This window comes from Sphingomonas sp. TX0543 (assembly GCF_048565505.1).
In the GTDB taxonomy this organism is placed as follows: Bacteria; Pseudomonadota; Alphaproteobacteria; order Sphingomonadales; family Sphingomonadaceae; genus Sphingomonas.
This window is the reverse complement of record NZ_JBLZUS010000002.1, coordinates 2,162,702-2,178,191: the sequence shown is the minus strand read 5'-3', so window position 1 is coordinate 2,178,191 and position 15,490 is coordinate 2,162,702. Positions and strand designations below refer to the sequence as shown.

The 15,490-nt window shown below is 63.3% G+C and carries 15 protein-coding genes; 6 read left to right on the top strand and 9 right to left on the bottom strand.

Translation table 11 applies throughout. The annotated features are described in order from the left end of the window. Positions 1 to 91 precede the first annotated feature (91 nt). From ACM61V_RS11085 to ACM61V_RS11070, 4 genes are all read right to left on the bottom strand, one after another. The gene (locus ACM61V_RS11085) at positions 92 to 610 is read right to left on the bottom strand and encodes a GNAT family N-acetyltransferase (protein ID WP_137786098.1); all 519 of its coding nucleotides are present in this window, start codon (positions 608 to 610) and stop codon (positions 92 to 94) included. Next, positions 611 to 1,033: a nucleoside-diphosphate kinase gene (ndk, locus tag ACM61V_RS11080; protein WP_137786241.1), complete on the bottom strand. Its 423-nt coding sequence runs from the start codon at positions 1,031 to 1,033 to the stop codon at positions 611 to 613. A gap of 83 nt (positions 1,034 to 1,116) precedes the next feature. Continuing rightward, positions 1,117 to 1,557 carry a DNA polymerase III subunit chi gene (locus ACM61V_RS11075; RefSeq protein ID WP_137786097.1) on the bottom strand — a complete coding sequence of 147 codons (441 nt, stop codon included), beginning with the start codon at positions 1,555 to 1,557 and terminating at the stop codon, positions 1,117 to 1,119. Then, positions 1,557 to 3,029, bottom strand: a complete 1,473-nt coding sequence (locus ACM61V_RS11070; protein WP_137786096.1) for a leucyl aminopeptidase — start codon at positions 3,027 to 3,029, stop codon at positions 1,557 to 1,559. The genes ACM61V_RS11075 and ACM61V_RS11070 overlap by 1 nt, the downstream gene beginning before the upstream one ends. A 187-nt stretch (positions 3,030 to 3,216) precedes the next feature. Here ACM61V_RS11070 and ACM61V_RS11065 point away from each other — a divergent pair, with 187 nt between their 5' ends. The 4 genes from ACM61V_RS11065 to rsmA all read left to right on the top strand — a co-directional run bounded on the left by ACM61V_RS11065 (position 3,217) and on the right by rsmA (position 8,694). Beyond that, complete coding sequence (locus ACM61V_RS11065; RefSeq protein WP_137786240.1) at positions 3,217 to 5,421, top strand: LPS-assembly protein LptD; 2,205 nt, start codon at positions 3,217 to 3,219, stop codon at positions 5,419 to 5,421. 69 nt (positions 5,422 to 5,490) lie between these two features. Continuing rightward, positions 5,491 to 6,852 (top strand): peptidylprolyl isomerase, encoded by a 1,362-nt coding sequence (locus ACM61V_RS11060; RefSeq protein WP_137786095.1) that lies wholly within the window; start codon positions 5,491 to 5,493, stop codon positions 6,850 to 6,852. A gap of 7 nt (positions 6,853 to 6,859) precedes the next feature. Beyond that, entirely contained in the window at positions 6,860 to 7,858 is a 999-nt protein-coding gene (pdxA, locus tag ACM61V_RS11055) for a 4-hydroxythreonine-4-phosphate dehydrogenase PdxA (protein ID WP_137786094.1), read from the top strand. Further along, on the top strand, positions 7,843 to 8,694 hold the full coding sequence (rsmA, locus tag ACM61V_RS11050; protein ID WP_419713991.1) for a 16S rRNA (adenine(1518)-N(6)/adenine(1519)-N(6))-dimethyltransferase RsmA: 852 nt from the start codon (positions 7,843 to 7,845) through the stop codon (positions 8,692 to 8,694). Before pdxA ends, rsmA begins: the two co-directional genes overlap by 16 nt. On the opposite strand, the gene ACM61V_RS11045 is transcribed toward rsmA, so the two are convergent. From ACM61V_RS11045 to guaB, 3 genes are read right to left on the bottom strand one after another with little or no spacing between them, the layout of a single operon-like run. Beyond that, positions 8,684 to 9,190: a tetratricopeptide repeat protein gene (locus ACM61V_RS11045; protein ID WP_137786093.1), complete on the bottom strand. Its 507-nt coding sequence runs from the start codon at positions 9,188 to 9,190 to the stop codon at positions 8,684 to 8,686. The genes rsmA and ACM61V_RS11045 overlap by 11 nt on opposite strands. Before the next feature lie 34 nt (positions 9,191 to 9,224). Next, complete coding sequence (locus ACM61V_RS11040; RefSeq protein WP_137786092.1) at positions 9,225 to 10,400, bottom strand: RsmB/NOP family class I SAM-dependent RNA methyltransferase; 1,176 nt, start codon at positions 10,398 to 10,400, stop codon at positions 9,225 to 9,227. A gap of 15 nt (positions 10,401 to 10,415) precedes the next feature. Then, positions 10,416 to 11,873 carry an IMP dehydrogenase gene (gene guaB, locus ACM61V_RS11035; RefSeq protein ID WP_137786091.1) on the bottom strand — a complete coding sequence of 486 codons (1,458 nt, stop codon included), beginning with the start codon at positions 11,871 to 11,873 and terminating at the stop codon, positions 10,416 to 10,418. A 119-nt stretch (positions 11,874 to 11,992) separates the two neighbouring features. Between guaB and ACM61V_RS11030 the strand changes: the two genes are divergently transcribed. Both ACM61V_RS11030 and ACM61V_RS11025 read left to right on the top strand, forming a co-directional pair. After that, positions 11,993 to 12,970: an SPFH domain-containing protein gene (locus ACM61V_RS11030; protein WP_137786090.1), complete on the top strand. Its 978-nt coding sequence runs from the start codon at positions 11,993 to 11,995 to the stop codon at positions 12,968 to 12,970. Then, entirely contained in the window at positions 12,967 to 13,455 is a 489-nt protein-coding gene (locus tag ACM61V_RS11025; protein ID WP_171007521.1) for an NfeD family protein, read from the top strand. The genes ACM61V_RS11030 and ACM61V_RS11025 overlap by 4 nt, the downstream gene beginning before the upstream one ends. Here ACM61V_RS11025 and ACM61V_RS11020 read toward each other — a convergent pair. Continuing rightward, a complete protein-coding gene (locus ACM61V_RS11020) occupies positions 13,417 to 13,749 on the bottom strand; it encodes a hypothetical protein (protein WP_137786089.1) in 333 nt (110 codons plus the stop codon). The genes ACM61V_RS11025 and ACM61V_RS11020 overlap by 39 nt on opposite strands. A 69-nt stretch (positions 13,750 to 13,818) precedes the next feature. Beyond that, on the bottom strand, positions 13,819 to 15,432 hold the full coding sequence (locus ACM61V_RS11015; RefSeq protein ID WP_171007520.1) for a phosphoenolpyruvate carboxykinase: 1,614 nt from the start codon (positions 15,430 to 15,432) through the stop codon (positions 13,819 to 13,821). Positions 15,433 to 15,490 lie beyond the last annotated feature (58 nt).

The window sequence follows — 15,490 nt, the reverse complement described above, 5'->3', positions numbered from 1 at the left end:
ATGCTCTCTCGCGCTTTGATGACGCTTTGATGACAATCAACCGCGCAAAATCGCTGCATGTCGATCGTTGGCGCGAGAACGCGCCGGGAGCTTAGAGCGCGCGGCCGAAAATAAGGTCGTCGTGCCAGGTCGCGCCGACGAGAAACCGCCGCTCGCCGACGATCGCGAAGCCGTGCTTGGTGTAGAACCGCTGTGCACGATGATTGCGGCCATAGACGCCGAGGAGCATTCGGCGGCAGCCGAGCGCCCGGGCATCGTGGAAAGCGCGCTCCATCAGAGCAGCGCCCAGGCCGGTGCCATGAGTGGGGAAAAGCGCGTAGATGCGCTTCAGCTCGATATCGCCCGGCGCGGTCGGCAGCGGGAGGTCGGGTTCGCTCAGTGCCGTGTAGCCGAGCGGCGCCGCGCCGGTCGTCGCCTCTGCGAGCGTCACTACGCTGGCAGGATCTTCAATCAGGCGGAGGAAGCTCGACGGATCGGATTTCGCGCCGACATGGGCGACGATATCCGGCCCGTCCAGGATACCGGCGAACGCTTCGAGAAACGTGGCCCCCGCGACGAGGGCACAGGCGGCCGCGTCGGCGGTTTCAGCGCGACGCAGCCGCCAGTCCATTCAGCCGACGATTTCTTCGGCCTTGAAGAAATAGGCGATTTCGATCGCCGCATTCTCATCCGAATCCGAACCATGCACCGAATTTGCCTCGATCGATTCGGCCAGTTCCTTGCGGATCGTGCCGGCGTCGGCGTTCTCGGGGTTGGTGGCGCCCATGATGTCGCGGTTGCGCTGAACGGCATTCTCGCCCTCGAGCACCTGCACGACGACCGGGCCGGAGATCATGAAGGAAACCAGATCGTTGAAGAACGGGCGCTCCTTGTGCACCGCGTAGAAGCCCTCGGCCTGTTCCTTGGTCATCTGGATGCGCTTGGAGGCGACCACACGCAGGCCGGCCTCTTCCAGCATCTTGGTGACGGCGCCGGTCAGATTGCGGCGGGTGGCATCGGGCTTGATGATCGAAAAGGTACGGTTCGCGGCCATGATGGTCACGGGCTCCTTGGCAAGGTTTGATGTGGGAAAACTGGCGGCGCTCTAGTCTTGGTCCGGCGAAAGAGCAACCGTGGCTAGGCCACCTGTTCCCAGCGACCCGCCTCGTTCTGCTTCCAGTAGCGACGGTCCACGCCCTCGCGCGCCTGGAGTTCTCGCCACGCGGCACGGGCGGCCTCGATCGAATCGTCGTCGAAGAAATGGAACGCGCGCTCGAACGTCAGCGCCGCCTCCCGCCAGATGCCGTCCACCAGCGCCACATGCCGCGCCCCGTTGGCCGCTATTACCTCACCAGAAATCAAAACCGCCTGCCCCCTATCGTCTTCCGCACCCGCCGGCGCGTGCGGGAGGAAACTATCCGGTGCGTAGCTCCACAGCAATCGGTCGAGCGCGGCGCGCTGCTTATCGCCGCCCGCCACTATCAACAGCCGATTGCCGGAAGCCAGCACCTTCTCGGCAACCTGCGGGAGCGCGCGCTCCAACGGGGTGAAGTTCAGATGATAGAAATCGACCTTCATCAGCGCTCGAAATTATCGGCGACAAAGCGATCGAGCAACCGCACACCATATCCGGTCGCACCTTTGCCCCAAGTCGGGCCGTCCTTATCGGCCCAAACCATGCCGGCAATGTCGAGGTGCGCCCACTTAACACCATCATCCACGAAGCGCTGGATGAACTGCGCCGCCGTGATCGATCCGGCACCGCGCGGGCCAACGTTTTTCATGTCAGCGATGGGGCTGTCGATCAGCTTGTTGTAGGCGTCACCGAGCGGGAAACGCCACAATTTGTCGCCGCTCGCCCTGCCGGCAGCCAGCAACTGGTCGGCAAGCCCGTCATCGTTCGCAAAAACACCGCCATACTCGTTGCCGAGGCTGATAATCATCGCGCCGGTCAACGTGGCGAGATCGACGATCGTCTTTACCTTGTGCGTTTTCTGAGCCCAGGTGATGCAATCGCACAGAACGAGCCGCCCCTCGGCGTCCGTGTTGATGACCTCAATTGTCTGGCCGGACATGGAGGTAACAACGTCCCCGGGGCGCTGGGCGTTGCCATCGGGCATGTTCTCGACTAGCCCGCAAATGCCGATCACATTCGCTTTCGCCTTGCGCAGCGCGAGCGCCTTCATGGCGCCAGCCACCGCGCCAGCACCGCCCATGTCCCACTTCATGTCCTCCATCCCGGCCGCAGGCTTGATCGAGATGCCGCCAGTGTCGAACGTTACGCCCTTGCCAATCAAGGCAAGAGCAGGATCGCCTGGCTCTGCGCCATTCCAGCGCATCGCCAGTAGGCGAGGCGCGCGGCGCGAGCCCTGTGCGACACCCAGCAGCGAGCCCATACCAAGCTTGCGCATCGCCGTTTCGTCGAGCACTTCGATTTCCAGTCCGAGCCCGTCGATGTCCGCCACCACGCGCTCGACGAAGCTTTCCGGGTAGAGGATATTCGCGGGCAACGTCACGAGCGTCCGGGTAAGCGCCAGCCCTTGGGTCACCGCGTCGCGGTTCTGCCAGGCCTCCTCACTTCCGGCGGGGGCGTTCACGATCGTCAAAGTCGCGAGCGTCACTTTCGACTTCTCGGGCAGGCGTGTGCGATATTCGTCGAACCGCCACCCGCGCTGCGCAAAACCCGCGGCAAAGCGGGCAGTGGCCAACGCGGTAGCGCCGCTTTCGGCGAGATCGAGCGTAACGCCAGTCACGCCGGAGGTGATGAGTTTCGCCGTGAGTGCCCCGCCTGCGCGCTCATAACCGGTGTCGTCGCCGTCGCCAACGCCGAGCAGCAGAACCCGTCGTACGCTCTCACCTATGCTCACAAATGCTTCAGCGACACTGCCCGCCTCACCCTCGAAGCGCTGACCGCTGGCCGCGGCGGCAAGAACCGCGCGAGCCGCGGCGTCGAAACCCGGCAATGCGAGCCCAGGCGCATCGCGCTTTCGCACGATGAAAGCGAGCGCATCGTCATTCTCGGATCTTGTCGGGGCGAAAACGATCTTCATCATACATTCCTCAATACTTGCCTTCGCCACTGGGCTTTCCCGGTCCGGCTGGCAAGGCGTTGCAGCAAGCGCGTAGCGATGCGATAGGGCGCTTGTCCGCCGCCATTCCGGCCGCGCCGACGAGTTGCGGGAATTGCGCGCGTTGCGTTTCGATCGTCTTGCCTGCTGTGCTCTGCCGCTCGCGCTGATGGCGGGAGTGGCCGAAGCGCAGGATCTTCAGGATCGCGCCGTCCCGCCGCCGCCGCCATCGTCCGTTGCGCCGCCCGCCGCCGACGATCAGGTGCAATTCAGCGCCAATGCACTCGAATATGACAGCAACGCAGATATTGTCACCGCGACAGGCGATGTGCGCATGTTCCGTCAGGGGCAACGTCTACGCGCCGAGCGCGTGGTGTGGAATCGCAAATCGGGTCAAGTTACCGCCAACGGCAATGTCGCAATTACCAACCCAGAAGGCGACGTGGCGTATGGCGATTCGATCGAGCTGACTGATTCGCTGCGTGATGGGGTCGTTCACAACATGCTGGTCGTGCTCGACCAAGGCGGCCGCCTCGCTGCGACCGAGGGCGCCCGGCATGACGACGGATCGATCTCTCTTCGCCATGCTGCCTATACCGCCTGCTCGGTAACCGATTCGGATGGGTGCCCAAAGGAGCCGAGCTGGAAGATCACCGCGATCAAGGTGCTATACCGGCCAGATCGTGAGCGCGTATATTATACCGGCGCGCGCATTCATGTTTTCAATGTCGTCAGCGTGCCGTTGCCGCGTTTCTCTCATCCGGTGGGAAGCGGCAACACCAGCGGCCTGCTCAGCCCGATCCTGCGCGTCGATCAGGTCAACGGCCTGGAAATCGCCACCCCTTACTATTTCGATCTGGCGCCCAACCGGTCACTCACCATTACGCCGCACGTCTATACTGCTGTGCTGCCGATGCTGCAGGCCAATTATCAAGCGCTGGAAAGCAACGGCGCGTTCAGTCTCAGCGGCTATATTACGTCCAGCCGACGCAGCGACGACATCTCGGCTGGGCCCGGTGCATCGACCAGCATGGCATTGCGCGGGTATCTCGATGGCGTCGGTCGTTTCCAGTTTGATCAAAACTGGAGCCTGTCGGGCTCGCTGCGACTCGTTACCGATCGCACCTTCCTGCGCCGGTACGATATCTCGAACGACGATCGACTTCGGACCACATTGGCACTGGAGCGCGTAGATCGGGACACGTACTTCTCGCTAGCTGGCTGGGCGGTTCAGACGATGCGCGTGGGTGACGTGCAGGGGCTTCAGCCCGTCGCCCTCCCCGAAATAGATTACCGACGTCGTATCACCGATGTGCTGTTTGGTGGGACGGTGCAGCTGCAGCTGAACACACTCGCGATCAGCCGCGCGCAGGGGCAAGACACCCAGCGGGCTTTTGCGGCGGCGCGCTGGGATCTGCGCCGGATCACCACACTTGGCCAGGAAGTGACGCTTACCGCCTACGGTCGGGTCGATGCTTATAACACCAGCGACATCGCCGCGACGACGGTGCCTTCCTATCGCGGGCTGGACGGTTTTCACACTCGCGGCATCGCGGCGCTGGCGGTCGATGTGCGCTGGCCGTTCGTCGGGCCATTGTTCGGCGGCACGCAGCGTTTTACCCCTAGGTTCCAGATCGTCGCGTCGCCGAAAATCAACAACCTCGACGTACCGAACGAAGATGCCCGTGCGGTGGATCTGGAGGATTCGAACCTTTTCGCGCTCAATCGCTTTTCCGGGTACGATCGGTGGGAGGATTCGAGCCGCGCCACTTACGGTGCGGAATGGGCGCTGACCCTGCCGGGCTTCACGTTGTCGAGTGTCATCGGGCAAAGTTATCGCCTCAGCGACAGACCATCGATTCTTCCCCCCGGCACCGGCCTGAGCGACCGCTTCTCCGACATTGTGGGCCGCACCGAGCTTCGTTTCCGCGATTTTGTTTCGATCATTCATCGCTATCGCGTGGACAAAAGCGATTTCGCGGTTCGCCGGAACGAGATCGACGCAACCGTTGGCACCCGCTCGAACTATATCATGGTCGGCTATCTGCGCCTCAACCGGAACATCACCTCGATAGAAGATCTTCAGGATCAGGAGGAATTGCGCGTCGGTGGCCGGGTCAAATTCTCGCGTTTCTGGTCGGCCTATGGCTCGACGGTGATCGATCTCACGAACAGCGCGAATGCCACCAGTATACCGCTGCCGGTCGCTACGGGCAGCAATTTCAATCCCGTCCGCCATCGGCTCGGCATCACATATGAGGACGATTGTCTCGTGCTGGGTGCCACGTGGAGGCGCGATTATCAAACCACGGGGGACGCGCGCGCGGGCAACAGCTATCTGTTGACGCTGGCGTTCAAGAACCTCGGACGCTAAGCCTCGGTTCAGTAAGTCTGGAGCAGACCCGCGACGCTGCGGCAAAGTAGGAATCCAATCAGAGTGATCATGCGACGGAACGGGGCGACGCGATATGGCCGCCTGATCGGTGCAATGCTGGCGGTGGCAGCAGCTACGGTGGCATTCGGTCAACAACAGACCGTGCAGGATCAGTCGCTGCCCGACAATACCGGGCTGGATATCCCGGCCAACCTCCAAATATTTGGCAAGCTTGATCCGAACATTCGCAAGGCGACCGCGATCGTCAACGACAGCGTCATCACCGGCACCGACGTCGATCAGCGTGCGGCGCTTATTATTGCCGCTAACAACATCAAGTTGCAGGGCGAGGAGTATGATCGCCTGCGATTGCAGGTGCTCCGCCAGTTGATCGATGAGGTGCTGGAAATTCAGCAGGCCAAGACCGCTGACGTGAAGGTGGACGCCGCCGAAATCGATCAAAGCTTTGCGAATGTCGCCAAGAATTTCGGTAAGACCCCCAAAGAATTTTCGGCATTCCTGCGTCAGAGCGGCTCGTCCGATCGCTCGATCCGACGGCAGATTGAGGCCGAACTGGCGTGGAGCAGGTATCTTCGCCGTCGCGTGGAGCCTTTCGTCAATGTTGGCGATATCGAGGTGAAGGCTATTTTGGCGAGGCTCGAGGCCGCGAAAGGCACGGAGGAATTTCACCTCAACGAAATATATCTTAACGCGACGCCAGATCGCACTGAGCAAGTTTATGCCAACGCGCGGCAGCTGATCGACGAGATTCACAAGGGCCAGGCCCCGTTCGGCTATTTCGCGCGCAATTTCTCGGAAGCCTCCACGCGCGGCGTGAATGGCGACCTCGGATGGGTGCGCAGTTCCCAATTGCCGGACGTTCTTGCGGAAGCGGCCGGGCAGATGAAGATCGGCCAGGTAGCCGGACCCATCGCGGTGCCAGGGGGCTTCTCCATCCTGTTCCTCGTGGACAAGCGACAGGTGCTTACCGCCGACCCACGTGACGCGCGGCTCAGCCTTAAGCAGATGACGATCAAGTTTCCGCCGGGCACGACACAGGCACAGGCCACAGCCCGCACCGCCGAGTTCGCCAATGTCACCCACGCGTTGCAAGGCTGCGGCTCGGTCGAAAAGGTGGCGGCTCAGATCGGGGCGGAAGTCGTCGACAACGATACGATTCGTATCCGCGATCTGCCGGCGGCGCTGCAGGATATCATGCTTCAGCTACAGGTTGGCCAATCCAGTCCGCCATTTGGCTCGCCGACTGAAGGTGTTCGCACACTCGTTCTCTGCGGCCGGGATGAGGCGTCGGCCGGTAAACTTCCTGGCGCCGAACAAATTCAGAACCAACTCGAGCAGCAGCGCGTAAACCTTCGTGCGCAGCAGGCCCTGCGCGATCTGCGGCGTGACGCGGTGATAGAATATCGCTGAGGAAAGGATGATGCTGCCGCTAGCCGTTTCGATGGGTGATCCGGCAGGGATAGGCCCGGAGATCATCGCCAAAGCCTGGGATGCCCGTTCGGCCCATGGCTTGCCGCCGTTCGTCGCAGTTGGCGATGCGCGCGCCGTCGAACGCGTATGGCGTGGCCCGATCGCGCGGATCAGCGAACTTGACCAGGTGACGTCAGCATTTGCAGCTGGCCTTCCCGTGCTGACGGTTGAAGACGCGGGCGAGATCGAACCCGGCGCGCCGGACGCCGACGGAGCGCGTTGCGCGCTTCATTCGCTAGAATTGGCGGTCGGGCTTGCCCGATCGGGGGTTGCCGGTGCGCTTGTCACAGGCCCGGTTTCAAAGGCTCGGCTTTACGGGATCGGCTTCACCCATCCCGGCCAAACCGAGTTCGTCGCAGAGCGTTGCGGCATCGCCGGTCAAAACGCGGTCATGATGTTGGCGGGGCCGTCGTTACGCGTCGTACCCATAACCACGCACGTTCCGCTCGAACGCGTCGCCTCGTTGCTGACGATCGATCTGATAGTTGCCAAAGCGCGCGCGACCGCGCGCGGACTGGCCAGGAATTTTGGCATTGAAAAGCCCCGTCTCGCATTCGCGGGCTTTAATCCGCATGCCGGCGAAGGCGGCGCGATCGGACGCCAGGAAATAGACTTGATCGAGCCGGCGATCGCAATCCTGCGCGACGAGGGAATAGACGCGCGTGGGCCGTTTGCCGCCGATACGCTGTTTCATGGGCGCGCCCGCGCTCATTACGACGCAGTTTTGTGCTGTTATCACGATCAGGCATTGATCCCCCTGAAAACGCTTCATTTTGACGAGGGGGTTAATATGACCCTGGGGCTGCCGATCGTTCGGACGTCGCCCGATCACGGCACTGCATTCGCGATCGCGGGTAGTGACCAGGCGGAGCCGGGCGCAATGATCGCGGCGATTGCAATGGCAGGAGAGGCTGCGGCGCGACGCGCAGCGTGGCCGACCGCGTGATCGAACTTCCGCCGCTGCGTGAAGTGATCGCGCGGCATGGGCTGTCGGCGTCCAAGGCTTTGGGCCAGAATTTTCTGTTCGATGCACAGTTGCTTGCGCGGATCGCGGCGATCCCCGGCGATCTCCATGAGGAACAAGTTCTGGAGATTGGCCCCGGGCCGGGCGGTCTGACGCGCGCACTGCTTGCAGCGGGCGCGCGCGTAACCGCAATCGAGCGGGATCGACGCTGCCTACCCGCGCTTGCCGAATTGGCTGAGGCCTATCCCGAAAGATTGCGTGTTATTGAGGGCGACGCGCTGGAAGTTGACGGACAGGCCCTTTTCGATGCCGCCCCCCATATCGTCTCCAATCTGCCCTATAACGTCGGGACGGCACTGTTCGTTGGCTGGCTATCGGCGGATTGGCAGCCATGGTGGAAATCTCTGACATTGATGTTCCAGCGGGAGGTCGCGGATCGGATAGTCGCGGCCCCCGGAAGCGACGCCTATGGCCGGCTTTCCGTGCTAGCCCAGTGGCGGGCGTCGGCGCGGATCGCGATGCCGGTGCATCGTTCGGCCTTTACTCCACCGCCCAAAGTAATGTCGGCCGTGGTCCATGTAGTTCCCACAGCGGCCCCCTCCGATGTTCGATTGACGGTGCTGGAACGCCTGACCGCCGCCGCGTTCGGGCAGCGGCGCAAGATGTTGCGCCAGAGCTTGCGCGGCGTGCCCAGCGCATTGGATGCGCTGTCAGCCGAGGGGATCGATGCCACGCGGCGCGCCGAAACGGTAAAGGTCGCGGAATTTGTTAATCTCGCCAGACGGCTTTCCGCGAGCTTGAAGCCGGTCAGTCTTTAACCGGCGCGGTTTTGGCCGGCACCGCTTGCGCGGTGGCGATCGGCGGCGGCCCCTTCGCTATCACCGCGGCAAGGGCGTTCGCCTGTGGGCAGTCGCCCTTGCAAACGGTACGCAGCTTGGCGAGATTCTCCTTCGCCCGCGCCATAGCGCCCTTGGAAACCAACGCCTCGCCCTGCCCTTTAAGAGCCACCGGGTCGTTCGGTTCCAATGTAAGCGCCTCTCGATAGAAGCGGATCGCCTTGCCAGACAAGCCCCGCGCCTCGGCGACTTCGGCCATGACGATGAACGCCTGACGGTTGCGCGGATCGACCGCAACCGCACTTTCCAGTGCATCGCCAGCCCCGTCGAGATTGCCCGCCGCCATTGCTGCGCGGCCCTGCGCGAGCAACGCCATGGAGCGCGGATCGATCTGGTCATCCGGGCGCTGGCCGTGGAGCGAGGTCGAAATCGAAACCAGCGCCAGCGAAGCGGCGATGGCGACGGACGAAAAACGCATGATCAGCTCCGACTTCGACACTATGAGCGGCGGGTTAGCATGGGGCGATCAGCCGTGCGACAAAAAAGCCGTCTGTCCCATCGTGCGCGGGGCTGAGCCTGACACCGGCGTGGTGACGACGACCAAGTGCCAATGTAGGTGGTTCAGCTGTCCAGCCGGGGTGCGTCGCGAGAAACGGCATCACCTGCCCCGCCCCCTCCTCATCGACCAGCGAGCAGACAATATAGATCAGCGCGCCGCCCGGCCGCGTCAGGGCGGCGCCTATGCCGAGCAGGCGCTGCTGGGTTTCAACCAACCTCCCCAGTCTTGCGGGTGTGATCCGCCATCTCGATTCAGGATTCCGCCGCCATGTTCCAGTTCCGGAGCAAGGCGCATCGATAAGCACGACATCCGCGGCAGTTCGCAAGCCTTGCAGTGCCGCCAGTTCATGGTCGGGATTGAGGAGCACCGTTTCCGCGATCGTGACGCCTGCCCGCACGGCGCGCGGAGAAAGGCGGCCGAGCCTGGATCGATCGGTGTCCGCCGCAACGATTCGCCCCTCATTATGCATCGCGGCCGCCAGCGTGAGAGTCTTGCCCCCCGCGCCAGCGCAAAGGTCGAGCACGGTCATGCCCGGTTCGACCCGCGCTGCGCCGGCAACGATCTGGCTGCCCGCGTCTTGCACCTCCAGCCGGCCGCCATAACTCTCCACATTGGTACCGGCGGGCAAACGCAGCCCACCAGGGACGCCGGCTATAGGCGCGGCGCCCGGAATTTCGCTCGCCATCACCTCGGCGTCCGCAATCAAAGTATTCACGCGGACGTCGAGGGGCGCGCGCTCAACCAGCGCGGCCAATTCCTCCTCGTCGAGCCCTGACTGCCGCATCCGCTCCGCAAGCCAGGCCGGAGCCGTACCACCGGTCGCGACAGGTTCCTCGGGATCGATCGGTGCAGGCCCATGCACAGACCCGTCGAAACCGCGCACGAGATTCTCGTCCCCGCGCGTCAACAGCAGCATCGCCGCGCGGCCCGACACAGGCATTTCTCCGCAAGCCCGGATCGCCGCGAACACAAGCTCACGCACCGCCCGGCGATCCTTCGAGCCGGCGTAGCGGCGGGTGGAGAAATAGCGCTGGACGATCGTGTCGGCCGCCGCACCGCCCTCGCGGGCGGCCGCAAGCACGAGATCCAGCACCTCGATCGCCGCCTGAATGCGCGCGGCTGGCGTCATCGGACAGACCTGAAATCAGCGCGTGGGATAGTTGGGCGCCTCTCGCGTGATGGTCACGTCATGCACATGGCTTTCCTTCAGCCCCGCGCCAGTGATTCGAACGAAATTTGCGCGGCGCTGAAGATCGGCGATCGTCGCAGCGCCAGTATAGCCCATCGCGGCCTTGATCCCGCCGACAAGCTGGTGGATCACATCACGCGCCGGGCCCTTGAACGCGACCTGCCCCTCGATACCCTCGGGCACCAGCTTGAGCTGATCCTTGATATCGCCCTGGAAATAACGGTCCGCCGACCCGCGCCCCATCGCACCCACGCTTCCCATCCCACGATAGGATTTATAGGCACGCCCCTGATAAAGAAAGGTTTCTCCGGGCGCCTCTTCCGTACCCGCCAGCAACGAGCCAACCATGCAAGTCGATGCGCCGGCCGCCAGCGCCTTCGCAAGATCCCCCGATGTGCGGAGACCACCGTCGGCGATAACCGGTACGCCGGCTTTCGCCGCAGCCTCCGCGCAATCCATCACGGCGGTGAGTTGCGGCACGCCGACGCCGGCGACGATCCGCGTCGTGCAGATCGATCCCGGACCGATACCCACCTTGATCCCGTCGGCACCCGCGTCGATCAGCGCACGAGTCGCCTCCCCGGTCGCGACGTTGCCGGCGACGACCTGCACCGCGTTCGAGAGCTTCTTCACCCGCTCCACCGCCGCCGCCACATCGCGGTTATGGCCATGCGCGGTATCGATCACGATCAGATCGCACTCTGCGTCCACGAGCGCTTCGGTTCGATCGAAGCCTTTGTCGCCCACCGTCGTCGCCCCCGCGACGCGCAACCGACCTGCCCCGTCCTTCGTGGCGTCGGGATAGGTTACGGCCTTTTCGATATCCTTTACCGTGATGAGGCCGACGCAGCGGTAGGCATCGTCCACCACCAGCAGCTTCTCGATCCGGCGCTGGTGGAGCAGGCGCCGCGCTTCCTCCTGGCCGACGCCGGTCTGCACCGTCGCGAGATTCTCGTGGGTCATCAATTCGCTGACGGGCTGTTTCGGGTTCCCGGCGAAACGCACGTCGCGGTTGGTGAGGATGCCGACCAGCTTTCCGTCCTTCTCCACCACCGGAATGCCGCTGATGCGGTGCTGGGTCATCAGGGCCTGCGCATCAGCCAGCGTGGCGCTCGGCGCGATCGTGATCGGATTCACCACCATGCCGCTTTCAAACCGCTTAACCTGCCGGACTGCCGCGACCTGCTCCTCAACGGTAAGGTTCCGGTGAAGAACGCCGATGCCGCCAAGCTGCGCCATGACGATCGCCATATCGGCTTCCGTAACCGTGTCCATCGCGCTCGACAGGATCGGAATGTTGAGGGCGATCCCGCGCGTGACCTGCGTTCGCGTGTCTGCGCCGCTGGGCAGCACCTGCGATTCAGCGGGCACCAAAAGGACATCGTCGAAAGTGAGGCCGAGGCGAATGTCCATATGCTTGCCGAATCCTGCGTGGGGGAAGGAGGTGGCGGGCCATGTAACCGCGCGAACGCGGTTTCGCTAGGCCCCCGCTGGTGTGTTAGTTATGATGCACGCACCTTCGGGAGAGAGATATGGTCGCGATCGTCGTAACCCTGCTGCTGGCGCTGGTGCTTTTCTACCTGATGACGAGCATCAAGATCGTTCGCCAAGGCTATCAATATACGATCGAACACTTCGGCCGTTACACGACGACGGCGGCGCCGGGGTTCAATTTCTATCCCGCCTTCTTCTACCGCGTCGGCAGGCGCGTGAATATGATGGAGCAGGTGATCGATATTCCGGGGCAGGAAATCATCACCAAGGACAATGCGATGATCTCGACCGACGGGGTCGTGTTCTTCCAGGTGCTCGATGCGGCCAAGGCCGCGTACGAGGTGTCGGACCTGTATGTCGCGCTGCTCCAGCTCACCACGACCAATCTGCGCACGGTGATGGGCTCGATGGACCTCGACGAAACGCTCTCCAAGCGCGATGAGATCAACGCGCGCCTGCTGTCCGTGGTCGATCACGCGACGACGCCATGGGGGGTCAAGATCACCCGCGTCGAGATCAAGGACATCCGCCCGCCCGCCGATATCGTCAACGCGATGGGCCGGCAGATGAAGGCGGAGCGCGAGAAGCGCGCCAATATCCTCGACGCGGAGGGAACTCGCGCCTCCGAAATCCTCCGTGCCGAGGGTCAGAAGCAGGCCCGCATCCTGGAAGCCGAGGGTCGAAGGGAATCGGCGTTCCGCGACGCCGAGGCGCGCGAGCGCGCCGCCCAGGCCGAAGCGAGCGCTACACGGGCCGTCTCAGAGGCGATCGAGGGCGGCAATACGCAGGCGATCAACTATTTCATCGCACAGAAATACGTCGAGGCGATCGGCAAATTCGCGACCAGCCCTAACGCCAAGACGATCCTGTTTCCGGTCGAGGCGACGCAGCTCATGGGCACGCTGGGCGGGATCGGCGAACTGGCACGCGACGCCATAAGCGCGATGCCCAGGTCCGAGCAGCCCTCAGCCGGGCCTTCCGTGCCGCGCGTCAAGGGGGCTTCTACCCCGCAATGATCCTCGACGATTTCGTGCAGCATATGGCGGCGGCCTGGATCGCGGCGGCGGTCTTGCTTGGCATAGCGGAACTGGCGATCCCCGGCGTATTCCTGGTTTTCCTGGCGATCGCGGCGGCGATCACCGGCGTCGCGCTGTTCGCGCTGCCCGATCTGCCGCTTGCGGCACAGGCGGGCAGCTTCGCGGCCTGGAGTGTCGTGTCGGTAATGATCGGGCGGCGGTGGTATCGCGACTATCCGCTCGAAACCAGCGACCCCATGCTCAACGATCGCGCAGCGCGCGCGATCGGGGCGACGGTGGTGATCGCCGAGCCGATCGTCGATGGTCGCGGTCGTGCGCGGCTGGGCGACAGCACGTGGCCGGCGACGGGCCCAGACGCCGCCGCCGGCGAGCGCATGCGGGTACTCGCCGTGGAAAACGGCATTCTCCGCCTCGAGCCGCTTGGATCAACTCTTGCCGAAAAGCTTCCCGGCCAGCCCGGATAGCAGGCCGCCGGCGCCGCCCTCGCCGTCCCCACCGCCCGTAGCCCCGATGATCTGGGCGAACTGCCCGAGCGACCCCTCGCCCCCGATGTGGCCGACGATCTCCTGCAATGTGTCCGCCGGGAGGCCGGTGGTCTGAGCCGCGCCGTCGACCGTGTCGCCGGGCTCGGTATGCGACTGGGTTAGCGCGGAGATGGCCTGTTCCACCTGATCCTGCGACAAGCCAACCTTGGCGGCCAGATTAGCCACGTCCACGTTCGAGCCGATCTGGCCGAGCAAACTATCGAAAATACCCATCGCTAACCTCGCAAAAGCAGCCCCCGGCGATCACACTGTATCAGTGGTCGCCGGGCGGTGCGAGCGCGATCAGGCGGGTTGCGCAACCTTCGGTGCGGACTGGCGAACACCCTCGTCGACATGATCGGCGAACTGCGCGAAATTCTCGTTGAACAGATCAACGAGCTTGGCTGCGGTCGCGTCATATTCGGCGGCATTCGGCCACGTCGCTCGGGGATCGAGGATGCTGGCATCCACCCCCGGCACACTCACCGGCACCTTGAACCCGAAATTGGGATCGGTGCGGAACTCGGCGTCGTTCAGGCTCCCATCGAGCGCGGCATTGAGCAACGCACGGGTCGCTTTGATAGGCATACGGCTGCCGACGCCGTATTTGCCGCCGGTCCAGCCGGTGTTGACCAGCCAGCAATCCACCCCGCCCCTGGCGATCCGCTCCTTGAGCAGATTGCCGTAAACCGACGGATGGCGCGGCATGAACGGCGCGCCGAAGCAGGTCGAGAAGGTGGCGTCCGGCTCGGTCACGCCGATCTCCGTGCCCGCGACACGCGCGGTGTAGCCGGACAGGAAGTGGTACATCGCCTGATCTGGAGTAAGCTTGGCGATCGGTGGCAGAACGCCATAGGCATCCGCCGTCAACATCACGATATTCTTCGGCACGCCTCCCATGTTCTCGGCGGAGGCATTGGGGATGAAATCGATCGGATAAGCGCCGCGACTGTTCTCTGCGAGCGTCGCATCATCCAGATCGAGCTCGCGGGTTTCCGGGTCCATCACGACATTTTCGAGTACGGTGCCGAACCGCTTGGTCGTGGCGTAGATTTCGGGCTCGGCCTCAGCCGACAGCCGGATCATCTTGGCGTAGCAGCCGCCCTCGAAATTGAAGACGGCAGTGTCGGACCAGCCATGCTCGTCGTCGCCGATCAGGGTGCGGCTCGCATCGGCCGAAAGGGTCGTCTTGCCCGTGCCGGATAGCCCGAAGAACACCGCCGTCGAACCGTCCGCGCCCATGTTCGCCGAACAGTGCATCGGCATGACGCCATCGACCGGCAACAGATAGTTGAGCAGGCCGAACACCGATTTCTTCATTTCGCCGCCATAGCGGGTCCCGCCGATCAGGATCAGCTTCTCGGAAAAATTGACAGCGATCACTGTTTCCGAGCGGGTGCCGTGGCGCATCGGGTCCGCGCGAAAGCTGGGCAGATCGATGATCGTGTAATCCGCGTCGAAGCCCTTGAGCGCGGATACTTCCGGGCGAACCAGCATCGTGCGGATGAACAGGTTATGCCACGCCAGCTCGTTGATGACGCGCACGCGAACACGATGCGACGGCTGCGATCCGCCGTAAAGATCCTGAACGAACAGATCATCCTTATCGCGAAGCGCTGCGAAGAAATCAGCCTTGAGCGCGGCAAAATGCTCTGGCGTCATCGCCTTGTTGGTCTTGCCCCACCACACCGTATCGGCGGTTTCGGCATCCTTCACGATGAATTTGTCCTGCGCCGACCGTCCGGTATGCGGCCCGGTTTCGACCACCAGCGGGCCATCCGCCGCAAGCTTCCCCTCGCCACGCGCGACCGCGCTTTCGACAAGGCGCGCCGTGCCGAGATTCCAGTGCAGATTAGCGCGGGTCTCGATGCCCTGGGCCTCCAGGCCGGCCGCCGGAATACGATCGCTCACAGGCATATCCCCTAAAAACAGACTACAGCCGGCACCGTATCCGGGCCGGTAAATGCCGAGCGCA